This is a genomic window from Piscinibacter sp. XHJ-5, assembly GCF_029855045.1.
GTDB lineage: Bacteria > Pseudomonadota > Gammaproteobacteria > Burkholderiales > Burkholderiaceae_C > Albitalea.
In genome coordinates, this window is sequence record NZ_CP123228.1 from 1,787,439 (window position 1) to 1,799,314 (window position 11,876).

The 11,876-nt window shown below is 69.3% G+C and carries 11 protein-coding genes; 2 read left to right on the forward strand and 9 right to left on the reverse strand.

The genetic code is table 11. The features are described 5' to 3' along the window. Positions 1-67: 67 nt before the first annotated feature. Genes P7V53_RS08425 through P7V53_RS08435 form a run of 3 tightly spaced genes read right to left on the reverse strand, consistent with a single transcriptional unit; the run spans position 68 to position 5,441 of the window. Positions 68-691 carry a response regulator transcription factor gene (locus tag P7V53_RS08425; protein WP_280155035.1) on the reverse strand — a complete coding sequence of 208 codons (624 nt, stop codon included), beginning with the start codon at positions 689-691 and terminating at the stop codon, positions 68-70. Continuing rightward, positions 688-2,202: an ATP-binding protein gene (locus P7V53_RS08430; protein WP_280155036.1), complete on the reverse strand. Its 1,515-nt coding sequence runs from the start codon at positions 2,200-2,202 to the stop codon at positions 688-690. The genes P7V53_RS08425 and P7V53_RS08430 overlap by 4 nt, the downstream gene beginning before the upstream one ends. Beyond that, positions 2,199-5,441, reverse strand: coding sequence for a PAS domain S-box protein (locus P7V53_RS08435; RefSeq protein WP_280155037.1), 3,243 nt, complete (start codon positions 5,439-5,441; stop codon positions 2,199-2,201). The genes P7V53_RS08430 and P7V53_RS08435 overlap by 4 nt, the downstream gene beginning before the upstream one ends. 20 nt (positions 5,442-5,461) lie before the next feature. On the opposite strand from P7V53_RS08435, the gene P7V53_RS08440 reads away from it, so the two are divergent. Together P7V53_RS08440 and P7V53_RS08445 are read left to right on the forward strand one after the other, a co-directional pair. Then, positions 5,462-6,556, forward strand: coding sequence for a response regulator transcription factor (locus P7V53_RS08440; protein ID WP_280155038.1), 1,095 nt, complete (start codon positions 5,462-5,464; stop codon positions 6,554-6,556). Positions 6,557-6,649: 93 nt separating this feature from the next. Beyond that, positions 6,650-7,702, forward strand: a complete 1,053-nt coding sequence (locus P7V53_RS08445) for an AI-2E family transporter (RefSeq protein WP_280155039.1) — start codon at positions 6,650-6,652, stop codon at positions 7,700-7,702. A 61-nt stretch (positions 7,703-7,763) separates the two neighbouring features. On the opposite strand, the gene P7V53_RS08450 is transcribed toward P7V53_RS08445, so the two are convergent. The 6 genes from P7V53_RS08450 to P7V53_RS08475 form a co-directional block, all read right to left on the reverse strand. Continuing rightward, a complete protein-coding gene (locus P7V53_RS08450) occupies positions 7,764-7,913 on the reverse strand; it encodes a hypothetical protein (protein WP_280155040.1) in 150 nt (49 codons plus the stop codon). Positions 7,914-8,019: 106 nt separating this feature from the next. Further along, on the reverse strand, positions 8,020-8,622 hold the full coding sequence (locus tag P7V53_RS08455) for an ABC transporter substrate-binding protein (RefSeq protein WP_280155041.1): 603 nt from the start codon (positions 8,620-8,622) through the stop codon (positions 8,020-8,022). 2 nt (positions 8,623-8,624) lie between these two features. Further along, positions 8,625-9,335 (reverse strand): VacJ family lipoprotein, encoded by a 711-nt coding sequence (locus P7V53_RS08460; RefSeq protein WP_280155042.1) that lies wholly within the window; start codon positions 9,333-9,335, stop codon positions 8,625-8,627. A gap of 55 nt (positions 9,336-9,390) precedes the next feature. Then, positions 9,391-10,026: a hypothetical protein gene (locus P7V53_RS08465; RefSeq protein ID WP_280155043.1), complete on the reverse strand. Its 636-nt coding sequence runs from the start codon at positions 10,024-10,026 to the stop codon at positions 9,391-9,393. A 113-nt stretch (positions 10,027-10,139) separates the two neighbouring features. Next, positions 10,140-10,583, reverse strand: a complete 444-nt coding sequence (locus P7V53_RS08470; RefSeq protein WP_280155044.1) for a PRC-barrel domain-containing protein — start codon at positions 10,581-10,583, stop codon at positions 10,140-10,142. A gap of 205 nt (positions 10,584-10,788) precedes the next feature. After that, positions 10,789-11,853 carry an SMP-30/gluconolactonase/LRE family protein gene (locus tag P7V53_RS08475; RefSeq protein WP_280155045.1) on the reverse strand — a complete coding sequence of 355 codons (1,065 nt, stop codon included), beginning with the start codon at positions 11,851-11,853 and terminating at the stop codon, positions 10,789-10,791. Positions 11,854-11,876: the final 23 nt, after the last annotated feature.

Consider the following 11,876-nt stretch of genomic DNA (forward strand, 5'->3'; position numbering starts at 1 on the left):
AGGCCCATTACACCCAAGCGTCGAGCGCCTACACCTTGGTATAGGGGCCGCGTCTGCGGACAGGACACTAGGTCGGATGGGGCAGGCCGAGCCCGTCGGCCATGCGCACCAGCTCGGGAACCGACTTCGCCAGCATCTTGCGCATGACCTGGCCGCGATGGACCTTGACGGTGACCAGGCTCAGCCCCAGCTCGGCTGCGATCTGCTTGTTGACCCGCCCGGCGACCACGTGCTTCATGACTTCCCGCTCGCGCTCCGTAAGCGTGCGGTAGCGCACCTCCAGCTCGGCCCGGCGCGTGGCGTCGCCTCGCCTCGCGCGGTCGCGTTCGATGGCCGCGTCGACGGCGTCGAGCAGCGCCTGCTCCTCGAACGGCTTGGTGAGAAAGTCGGCCGCGCCGGCCTTCATCGCGCGCACCGTCATCGGAACGTCCCCGTGCCCCGTGATGAAGATGACCGGCAAAGCGATCCCGGCCTTGGCCAGCTCCTGCTGGAAGGTGAGTCCGCTCATGCCCGGCAGCCGCACGTCGAGCACGAGGCAGCCCGGTGCGTCGGGCCGCACGGCGCGCATGAATTCCTGGGCCGAGGCATAAAGATGCACGTCCAGGCCCACCGACCGGAGCAGGCTGTCGAGCGAGCGCCGCATGGAGTCGTCGTCGTCGATGACGAAGACGGCGGCCCGATCGTCTCTCATGGCTGTCCCTCCTCGGCCACCGGCAGCGACAGCTGGAACACGGCGCCATGCGGCTCGTTCCGGCTCGCCCAGAGCCGCCCGCCGTGCGCCTCCACGATGGATCGGCTGATCGACAAGCCGATGCCGATGCCGTCGCGCTTGGTGGTGTAGAACGCATCGAACACCCGCTCCGCACCCGCGGGATCCAGACCGGTGCCGGTATCGCGGACCTCGACGAGCACCGCATTCGCGCTGCCGCGCCGCGCTGAAGCCATCGTCAGGAGGCGTGGGCGATCCTGGACGGTGCTCATCGCCTCGATCGCGTTCACGACCAGGTTGAGCAGCACCTGCTGCAACTGCACCCGGTCGCCCCCGACGCGCGGCAGCGACCTGTCGAGCTGTGTCCGAACGACGATGTCGTGGCTGCGCGACTCCCGCGCCATGAGCGCGAGGACCTCCTCGATCTCGTGGTTGATGTCCACGCGGTCCTTGCGGGGTACCTGGCGCTTGGTGAGGGCGCGGATTCGCGCGATGACGTCGCGCGCGCGCTTGCCGTCGGCCGCGATGCTGTCGAGGGTGGCCCGCGCTGCTGCGATATCGGGCGGCTCGGCGGCGAGCCAGCGCGCGCCGGCGCCCGCGCTGGCCATCATTCCGGCGAGCGGCTGGCTGACTTCATGGGCGATAGAGGTCGTGAACTCGCCCAGCGTCGTCAGCCGCGACACGTGCGCCAGCTCCATCTGCGCCTTGGCCAGCGCCTCCTGCGCGCGCCTTTCGTCGGTGATGTCCGCGGCGATGCCGCTGACGCGGTAGGGCCTTCCCTTCGCGTCGCGGACCAAGGTGCTGCGGCCGTGGATCCAGCGGGTGTCGCCGTCGGGCCGGACGATGGGGAACGTCATGTCGAGCCGCTCGTTGCCTTCGCCCGCCAGCCAGCGTCTCCAGGCGGATCGCACGTCGTTCCTGTGCTCGGGATGGACAGCCTCCATCCAGGCTTCCGGGTCGCGCTCCACATCGCCGAGCCGGTGACCCCAGACCTGCTCGTACCGGGGGCTCATGTACAGCATGCGCCGCGGCATGACCGATTCGGTCCAGACGATCTCCGGGATGGTCTCGGCCATCAGCCGGAATCGCCGCTCGCTCTCCTCGAGTGCGCGCTCGACGCGCCACCGGGCGGCGCTGAATTCGATGATGAACAGGCACAAGGCGACGAAGATGGCGAATCCGAGCTGATATTCCGACGACAGGACGAACGAATCCGCGGGAGGGATGAGCCAGTACAGGATTCCGATCCAGCAGGTCAGCGATGCCACCAACCCGGGCCCGCGTCCGCCGTACCAGCCGGCGAGGACGACCGCCACGATCGGAAGCTGGTAGACGGTGGTGCCTTCCCGGACCGGAAGCCACTTGCGCACGAGCACGGCGAGGACGGCCAGCGCGAGGGCCAGCCCGTAGCGCTTGAGGAAATCCCGACGCTTCTGCGGCAGGCTCAAAGGGACACCGCCACGGGTCCGGAAGAAGCGCAGTCCCTCGCTCATGGGGCATCCTCCGGCCTGACGGCCTCCGGTTCCTGCGCGGTGGCGACCGGCAGCGTGAGCCGAAACACGGCGCCGTGAGGCTCGTTCGGGCTCGCCCCAAGCCGCCCGCCATGGGCCTCGACGATGGAGCGGCTGATCGACAAGCCGATGCCGATGCCGTCCGCCTTGGTCGTGTAGAACGCCTCGAACATCTGCTCGATGCGCTGCGGATCGAGCCCGCTGCCGGTATCGCGCACCTCCACCAGGACGACGTCCGGGCTGTCGTGCCGCGACACGATCGTCAGCAGGCGAGGGCGGTCGCCGACGGCGCTCATGGCCTCGATCGCATTCACGATCAGATTGAGGAGCACCTGCTGCAGCTGGATCCGGTCGCCCGGCACGCGCGGCAGCGTCCACTCGAGCTCCGTCCGCCGCACGATGCCGTGGCTGCGCGACTCGTGCTCCGTCAGCGCGAGCACTTCCAGGAGCTCCCGGTTGAGGTCCAGGCTGTCCTTGCGCACCACCTGGCGCTTGGTCAGCGCCCGGATGCGCGCGATGACGTCGCGCGCGCGCTTGCCGTCGGCCGCGATGTTGTCCAGCGCCGCCCGCGCCTCCGCGATGTCGGGCGGCTGCGCGGCGAGCCAGCGCGCGCAGGCGCCGGCGCTGGTGATCATCGCTCCCAGGGGCTGGCTGACCTCGTGGGCGATCGAGGAGGTCAGCTCGCCGAGCGTCGTCAGCCGCGACACGTGGGCGAGCTGCGCTCGGGCCGTCTGCAGCGCATCGTCCTGCTGCCGCAGCCTCTCCTCCGCGAGCTTGCGCTCGGTGATGTCGCGCGCCAGCGCCAGGTAGAACATGCGGTCCCCCTGGCGGAACATGCCGCTGCGGATCTCGACGGGGAACACGGTCCCGTCGCGGCGCCGATGCCGGGTCTCGAACGTGATCGTCTCGCCCGCGCCGGCGCGCGCTGCGAGCCGCGAAATGGACTGTTCATCGAGCGCGACATCGAAATCGCGTGGATGCATGCCGATCAGCTCGTCGCGTTCGTAACCGAGGCCTACGCACGCCTGGCGGTTCACGTCGATCACGGTCGACTTGTCGTCGAGCAGGAAGAAGGCGTCCGTCGCGCGGTCGACGAAGGTCCGAAAGCGCGCCTCGCTCGCGCGCAGCTCCTCCTCGGCGCGCTTGCGCTCGCTCGTGTCGCGCACCAAGGACGCGAACAAGCGCTTCTCGCCATGCAGGAACCGGCGCACACGGACCTCGACCGGGAACACGGTCCCGTCGCTGCGCCGGTGCAGCGTCTCGAAAGTCACCGGTTCGCCCTTGCCGATGCGCTCCATGATCCGTGCGAGAGACGGCCGGTCCAGACCCGCGTCGAACTGGCGCGGGTGCATGCCGATGAGCTCTTCGCGGCCGTAGCCGAGGCTCACGCACGCCTGCTGGTTGACGTCGATAACCGTCGAGTCGTCGGCGTGCAGGAAGAACGCGTCCGTCGCATGATCGACGAAGGTGCGGAAGCGGGCCTCGGTGGCCCGCAATTCCTCCTCGGCATGCCGCCGCTCCGTGACATCGATCATGAAGCCGATCATGCGGTCGGGTCGGCCCTCGGCGTCGAAGAGCATGCGGCCTTTCGCCTGCAGCCAGTGCACGGTGCCATCGTTGTGCATGACCCGGTACTCGGCCGCGACATCGCCCGATTCGTTCGCTTGCTGGACCGCGAGCTTCACCGCCGGCCAGTCGTCGGGATGGACGAGCTTCTTCCAGCCTCGGAACGTTCGATCGAACTGGCCCGGGGCCAGGCCATACATCGCCTCGAGTTCGGGCGACCAGCGGTTTTCGCTCTCGCGAGCGCCGATGTACCAATCGAATGCCACCGCGCGTGCCGCCTTCTGCGCAAGCTCGAGCATGTCCTGCCGGGCGCGCAGCTCCTGCTCCGCTCGCCACAGCTCCGTGATGTCCTGCATCACGCCGAACTGGCGGATCGGACGGCCGGACTCGTCCCACGTGACGTCGCCCTGGCTGTGGACCATGCGCAGCGTGCCGTCGGGGCGCACCACCCGGTACTCCACGTCATAGCGGGCACCGCCCCGCAAGGCCTCCTCGCTGGCCGAGGCGGCGTGGGCTCGATCGTCCGGATGGATCAGGCTGAGCCACCGCCCGTGCCACTGCGGCATGTCGACGGGCTCCACGCCGAAGATGCGGCTCGCCTCGTCCGAGAGGGCGACATTCCCCGTCCGGTAGTCGCGCTCCCACCACCCGACATGCGCGATGCGCTGCGCCGCTTCGAGGCGGCGCTCGCTGTCACGGAGGTTGCGGATGGCCAGGAGGCTGCTCAAGGCATCGGCCAGACGTCCGCCGATCTCGCGGAACAGGCGCTGCTCGTCGTCGGTCCAGCTGCGCGCCTGCGAGCACTGGTGGACGCAGAACAGATAGGGGTGGTCCTCCTTGGGCTGGAGGGCCATCGCCATGTGCGAGCGGATCCCGTAGCGATCGGCCAGCGGCGCAGGCAGCACGAGCACGGGGTCGCCCGAAGCTTGCGCGGCGGTGAAGGCAGCCGACATGTCGGCATCGCCCGCGACATCCGTGTCTGACGCGAAGGCGGCCGGGAACGGCGGACGCGTGCGCTCCATGTCCGCTCGCCACGTGGCGAGCTGCTGATCGCAGGGATGGAGCAGCCACGCGCGGTCGCAGGAGAAGACGTCGATGGTCGTCTCCAGCACGTCGCGGATCATCGGTTCGAGGTCCCGGGTGCCTTGCATGGCGCGGCTGATGCGGTCCATGGACTGCAGGAACCACAGGTGCGCGCTGTGCTGCGCCTCGGCGCGCTTGCGCTGCGTGATGTCGCGCCCGACGCCCCGATAGCCCAGAAAGCGACCGCCTTCGTCGAAGACCGGGAACCCGGACACGGACACATGGCGCGTGCCGCCGCCGGCCGTGGGGCGGGCCAGCTCGAAGTCGCGGAACGGCAGATGCGCGGCAAGCGTCGCACGATGCCGGCGCCAGGCTTCCTCGTCAGGCTCGAGGTACGGCACGTCCCAGCGCGTCTTGCCCAGTTCGGAGCCGGGGGCAGGCGCGTTCAGCAGGGTCGGGGCGAAGTCCTGCCGCGTGAAGCGATGCTCGGCGTCGGTCTCCCAGTACACGTCGAAGGACATTTGCACCAGCGTGCGAAAGCGCTCGTCGCTCGCCTGCAGCGCCTTCTCCAGGCGCCTGCGCTCGCCGAGGTCCCGGGCGTCCGACCCGTGCGGCACGCGATTGCTCGTCATGGCTTCCCCGCAGCACGACCGTGAAAGCGGTGCATCTGCTGCGAAGGGAATTGTCGCGAGGTTTCGGGGGGCGGTGTGACCGCGCCCATCCAGGTAATCCCGACGAAACGGAAACCGAACGCCGACCTTTACAGGACGACATCGGGGCACCCGTTGCCGACACTTTCGGCATGGACCGGAACCCCACCTTTTTCCTTGCCGACCACGACACGCCACCGCCGCTGCGCGTCCTGGTCTCCCATCCCGAGCCGCTGCTGGCCATGGGTCTCGTCGCGGCACTGCGTCAGCAGGCCGGGGTCGAGGCGTCGATGGCCGGCATCCACCCCGGGCCTTCCGCCGAGGCATGGCCGGACGTGGTCGTCACCGACTATCGCGGCGGACTCGCGCTGGCGCGGGAGGCGGCACGCCGGGGGCAGCGCCGCAGCGCCGTCATGATCATGACGATGTACGACCGGGAGCACGACATCAAAGCCGCCATGGAGGCCGGCGTGCACGGCTACCTCCTGCAGGGCTGCTCCATCGAGGAGCTGGCCACGGGCGTGAGCCTGCTCGCCGGCGGCGGCCGATACTTCTGCCTGGAAGTGGCTCAGCGGATCGCCGACAGCCTGACGCGCGAGCCCCTGACGCCACGAGAGACCGACGTGCTGCGCCTGCTCGCGCTCGGGCAGTGCAACAAGTCGATCGCTCGGCAGCTGGAGATCACCGTCGGGACCGTGAAGGGCCACCTGCGCGCGATCTTCGACAAGCTGCAGGCGGGCAGTCGCACCGAAGCCGTGGGCATCGCTGCGCGTCGCGGGCTGATCGGCGAGCCGATGCCGACCGGGGGGCCGAGCTCGAGCCGGGTCGCGCGCAGCGTCGGCCCGGCGCCACGCGCACCGCACGCCGCTCGCGGATCAGACCCCGTCCGGATTCGCGCGTCGCTCGGCCGCCCCGGCCTCGAGCTCGCGCGCGATCGATTCGACCAGCTCGTGCGCGGACGCGAACACGATCTGCCGGCCGGTCACCAGGTTCTCGATGCGACCCGCCAGGGTGGCGGATGTGGCGTCGGCGCTCAACTTCAGCACATAGGCGCGGCGGTTCGGGTATTTGGATTCGGCGTTGAGGACCATGGCTGAGGGCTCGAAGTGGTTCGGGACAGCGTAGGCTCAACCGGACATGGAGTGGTAAGCGAAAGGTCGATGTTCAGTCGAGGGCCGGACGCCAGCACCATGCACATCAAGCTCACACCGGGACGCGTTCTTGCCACCGCGACCGTCATCCTGTCGGTCTGGATCGTGCACGCGTTCATCCAGGCCGTGCTGGCGGCCTGCGTGATCGCGATCGCAAGCTGGCCGCTCTACGCGCGGTTCAAGGCCCGCCTGCCGCGCCGGCTCGACGGCGCCGCGCCGGCGGTTTTCACGTGCGTGCTTACCGCGTTCGTGCTCGCCCCGATGGCGTTCGCGTTCGGGTCGCTGCTCGTCGAGGCTCACTCGATGCTGTCGGCCATCGCCGCCGCGAACAGCCGGGGGCTTGCCGTTCCCGACTGGGTGGCGAACGCGCCCGTCGTCGGACCGTGGGCGGCCGCGCGGTGGCAGAGCGAGCTCGCGCACCCGGGCGCGCTGCTGACGCTGATGCAGCGCACCAATCCGGGTGCGCTGCTCGGCTACGCACAGTCGCTGGGCCAGTTCACGGCCCGGCACGTGCTCATCGTCGGATTCACGATCCTGCTGCTCGGCTTCCTCTTCCAGGAAGGCGAATCGCTCGCGCGCCACATGACCCGGGCGCTGCAGCTGGCCGTCGGCGAACGGGCGCAGCGCTATGTCGAGGTCGCCACGCGGGCGGTGCAGGCCGCGGTGAGCAGCATGCTGGTCGTGGGCCTGTTCGACGGACTGGCGACCGCCTTCGCGTACGCGATGGCCGGTGTGCCGCGTGCGATGGTCTGGGGCGCCATCACGGGCGCCCTCGCCGCGGTGCCGTTCCTGGGCTATGCAGCGGTGGCCGCGATGGCCGTGGACCTGACGGTGAGAGGAGCGGCCAGCTCCGTGCTGCTGTCGGTCGCCCTGGGGTGCGTCGTCCTGCTGTGCGGCGACAAGGTCGTGCGGCCGATGGTGGCGCGTGGCGGCCTCCGCCTGCCGTTCGTCTGGGTGCTGATGGGATGCCTCGGCGGCTTCCAGACGCTGGGGCTGGCGGGGCTCGTGATCGGCCCCGTCGTCCTCGGTCTCGCGAGGGAGCTGTGGGATCAACGCGTCCGCGAGCTCGCGTCCCGCGCTGCGCCGCCCTGAACGCCGACCTCGCGCGCACCGGGTGGTGTCGCGCGGCTCGGGCAGCCGGGCGAGCCGGAGTTCAGGCGCGCAGGAGCACCTGCATCCAGATCAGGAACGTCGTGCCGAGGATCATGGCGGCGGCAAGCGGGATCGCGAGCGGAGCCCAGCGGCGGGTGCTCGCGAGCTCGTCGGCGTGGGCTTCAGGGGTGGGGGAGGGGTTCGGGTTCATGCGATGAGGATGCCCGGCGAAGCGCGCCGGCGCAGCTCTCGTGCGGAACGTCCGCGCCCGTGTCTTTCGGTGGGTATTGCGCAGCGCTCTGTTCGCGCAGCGGCCCTCAGCGCCTGGCGCGCTCTTCCAGCGCCTGCACCAGTCCGTCGAGGCTGCCGGTGCGCTCGAGGATCTGGGCGAACTGCGTCTGGTAGGTGGCGACCAGCCACACGCCCATCACGCTCACGTCGACGATCTTCCAGTGCTCGTCCTCCACGGCGAGGCGATAGTTGAGCGCGATCGGGTCGCGGCCGCCGCGCAACGTCACTTCCGAATGCACCTCCGCCGTGGTTGCGTCGAGCGCGATGGTTCGCTTCATCCTGAACGTCGCCCCGGCCGCCTGCGCAAAGGCGCCGGCGTACGTCTTGATCAGCAGCGCCTCGAAGCCTTCGATGAGCCGCTGCTTGTGCTCGTCGGTCGCGCTTCGCCACCGGGGGCCGACGGCGCGAGCCGTCATCGCGCGGAAGTCCACGCTGGGCATCACGATCGATTCGACCATCGACTTGAGCTTCGCCGGATCGGCCACAGGCCCCAGCGCGGCGCTCCCTGCGAGGACCTGCCGAGTGACGGAAGACACCACGGTATCGGCCGGCACGGCGGGCGTCGCCGAGGCATGCAGGGCGATGCTGGCGACGAACGCGGCAAGGAGCTGGAGCAGGCGATGCCGCATGGTCAGTCCTTCGAGGGCTCGGGCGCGCTGGGCGGCTGATTGGCGCCTTCCTCCACCCGGCTCTTGCGATGCGCGAGATACGCGTCGCGAACCAGCAGGTACTTGTCGAACGCCGCGTCCTCGACGACCTGGTCCGCGCCGAGCACGCCGGCGCGCCGGTCGACGGTGCGCGTGGCGGCCGCGGCGTTGCGCGCGGCAACGTTGCCGTGGATCAGCATCAGCGGGTCGGCGGCCCAGTCGAGCGGCAGCCCCAGGGTGTCCCGCACGCTCGAAGGGCCGAAGAACGGCAGTACCAGGTACGGCCCGCTGTCGGCACCCCAGGCGCCGAAGGTCAGGCCGAAGTCCTGTCGCTCGCGCGGCAGGCCCATGCCGGTGGCGAAATCGATGAAGCCCAGCAAGCCGATGGTCGAATTGATCGCGACGCGGGCCGCATGCACGCCGGCCGCCTTCGGCCTGCCCTGAAGGCCATCGTTGAGCGCCGTGGGGATGTCGGAGAGGTTGCCGAAGAAGTTCGCGATGCCGGTTTGCACGAAGCCCGGCGCGACGGTCTCGTAGGCCTTCGCGACGGGCTTGAGCAGGACCTTGTCCAGGGTCTCGTTGAACCCTTCGCTGGTGCGATTGAAACGTTCGAAAGGATCCTGCGGATCCGGTGTCTTGCCCGGCGGCAGGCTGGCGCAGCCGGCCAGCGCGACGGCGAGAAGGAGTGCGCGCAAGCGAGGAGATGTCGTCAACGGTCGATCCGATCGGAAGCGGCGCACGTCGCCCGGCTCATAGAAATCCTTGCGGAAAGAGCAGCACCGAAGCGCCCGATGCGCTGGCGAGGTGGGCAGCAGCGCCGTCACGCGTCGGCACGAAGGGGGCAGTGCCCTCGAGGGTGCGGTCGTCGACGGCGAGCGTGCCGGAGGTCAGCAGGCCGAACGCGCCGCGCGCCGCCACTGGAATGTCCAACTCCTCTCCGGGCGGGACGTCGATGTCGAGCAGCCAGAAGCCGTCGAGCGGGGCGAGCATGGCGCGATGCCCGTCGCAGCTGCCCATCAGCAGCCGGACGCAGCCGTGCGCGCTGTTGAGGAAGGTCGGGAAGTAGTCGCCGAGATGGACGAAGACACCCGGGTTGCGCGATCGCGGCAGCATGAGGTCGACCGCTTCGCAGTCGCCCGCTTGCGGCGCTTCGCGCTCGAGCATCAGCTCAGGACCGCTGCAGAGGAGCATCGCGCCGGGCTCCAGACGGCACGCCTGGCCGGCCGACGTGCGCACCGTCATGCCGGACGCGGAGTGACGCAGCACGTAGCTCAACAGCATGCGGTTCGCCGGAACGCGCGACAGCTGGCTGCCTCCTTGCAGTCGCACCAGCGCGGCGTGCGACGGGCGAGGCGCACCGGCCCCGCCCCATTCGATCCGCTCCATGCCCGCCATGGCGAGGCTGCCGCGCCGGTGGCGTGCCGCTTCCGCGGGCCTGTGGAGGAGGGGCTGGAGCTGCGGCATGTCGAGCACGAGCGTCTCCCGTCGATGTTGGGGCGCTAGCTGCGCGCGCCTGTCGGTGTCGCGAGCTGTTCTGTCCGAGTCCGCGACGGCTTCGCATACTCGAAGGCCGGCAAGGCCTTGATCACCGCCCTCGTGGCACCCGGCAGGACGATGTTGCCGTCGCGCTCGCTCAGCTGCTCGGCCGGGATGGCGACATGGTGCCGCTTCAGCCCGACGAAGCCGCCGGCGCCGATGATGACGAAGGACACCGCGATGTTGGGCGCGATGATGAGGTCGTCGATCCTGCCCACCTGGTCGCCGTCCTCGTTGTAGACGATCTTGCCGAGGATCTGCTTCTTGGCGCTCCAGCCCGACGCGACGAACTGCAGCTTCGTGACCTCGACGCCGATCGTCGTGGTGCCGGCGACCTGTGAAAAGGCGTGGGGAGCGGCCAGGAGCGACGCGAGCGCCAGCAGGGTGGCATGCACTGATCGTTTCATGTGGTGACGTTGTTCGTTCGTGAGACGCCAGTGTCTTGCGTCGCATGGAACGCGCGCATCCCCCGACAGCGACGAGTGCAAACCCGTCTTTCGACAGTGGCAGCGCGAGCGTGGCGGGTGACGTTGCCGCGGTCTCTTCTTCGAGCGGGAGAGGGTGCGGGAGTCGAGCCACCGGACCGTGAAGGGCGTGCGCCCGGTCGAAGGTTCAGACCCCTGGTATCCGCTTCTTGATCCTCGAGACCGTGTGGACCTTCACCTGCTTGGCCCACTGTCCGTCGACGGTCTGCAGATTCCTGCCGGCGAGATGCGCCAGGCCGAGCTCGTCGCCGAGCTGCGAAATGGCTGTCCCGACATCGAGCGCGAGGTTGGTGACCAGCACGTCGTCGCCGCGGAAGACGAGGCTGTTCGACCAGAGAAAGCCGACGGGCGCCCCGTTGCGGTCGACGCCTGCGAAGTCGCCGAGCTTCGCGATCACCCGCCCGTGGGTCGGCTCGAGCACGAGAACCTCGTTGGACTGGTTGCACGCGACCCAGAGGTTGTCGTGTTCGTCGATGATCAGGCCGTCGGGGCCGCCGCCGACGCGGTTGACGAAGACTTCGGGCGTGCCGGGCTCGAGCGCAGCTCCGCTCACCGGAATTCTCAAGATGGTGTCGTTCGCCGTGTTGGCGACGAACAGTGCCGTCTTCTTGTTGTTGAACGCCAGGCCATTGGCGCCGATGGTCGGCGGTATCCGCGTCGGCTTCAGCAGCGGGCTGCTGACCCATGCCGACCCTTCGCCCCCACCGGGCCCGACCTTCCAGATGATGCCCTGGTGGGCGTCGGTCACGTACACGTTTCCGGCCGAGTCGAACGTCATCCCGTCGAGGCCGGGGTTCTTGCCGGTGACCGTCATGAAGGCGGATGAGGCGCCCGTCTTGGGATCGACGCTGAGGACCTTGCCGGCCTGGTAGTCGACCACCAGCAACTGCCCGGTCCGGGGATGGAAGCCGAGGTCGAGCAGCAGTCTGCTCGAGCCCTTGATGCCGACCGTGCGCAGGTGCTTGCCCTGGGGGTCGAACACGACGAGCGTTCCCTCGCTCGTCCTGGGCTTGTTCGCCGCCACGGTGACAACGTACACGTTGCCCTCGCGGTCCACGGCGATCCCCTCCGGATGCGCCTCGCCGGCGGGCAACGCGGCGAATGTGTCGACCTTGCCGCGCTCCCAGGCCATCGTGGCGAACGGCATGGCCAGCAATGCCAGCACCATCCACATCGTCCGGGTGATCTTCATTCCCATGTTGCAGTCTCCTGAGG

Bases quoted from the DNA above. Each gene is read 5' to 3' on its own strand.
- P7V53_RS08425 (WP_280155035.1), bottom strand. From the start codon at position 691: ATGAGAGACGATCGGGCCGCCGTCTTCGTCATCGACGACGACGACTCC.
- P7V53_RS08430 (WP_280155036.1), bottom strand. From the start codon at position 2,202: ATGAGCGAGGGACTGCGCTTCTTCCGGACCCGTGGCGGTGTCCCTTTG.
- P7V53_RS08435 (WP_280155037.1), bottom strand. From the start codon at position 5,441: ATGACGAGCAATCGCGTGCCGCACGGGTCGGACGCCCGGGACCTCGGC.
- P7V53_RS08445 (WP_280155039.1), top strand. From the start codon at position 6,650: ATGCACATCAAGCTCACACCGGGACGCGTTCTTGCCACCGCGACCGTC.
- P7V53_RS08450 (WP_280155040.1), bottom strand. From the start codon at position 7,913: ATGAACCCGAACCCCTCCCCCACCCCTGAAGCCCACGCCGACGAGCTC.
- P7V53_RS08455 (WP_280155041.1), bottom strand. From the start codon at position 8,622: ATGCGGCATCGCCTGCTCCAGCTCCTTGCCGCGTTCGTCGCCAGCATC.
- P7V53_RS08465 (WP_280155043.1), bottom strand. From the start codon at position 10,026: ATGGAGCGGATCGAATGGGGCGGGGCCGGTGCGCCTCGCCCGTCGCAC.
- P7V53_RS08470 (WP_280155044.1), bottom strand. From the start codon at position 10,583: ATGAAACGATCAGTGCATGCCACCCTGCTGGCGCTCGCGTCGCTCCTG.
- P7V53_RS08475 (WP_280155045.1), bottom strand. From the start codon at position 11,853: ATGAAGATCACCCGGACGATGTGGATGGTGCTGGCATTGCTGGCCATG.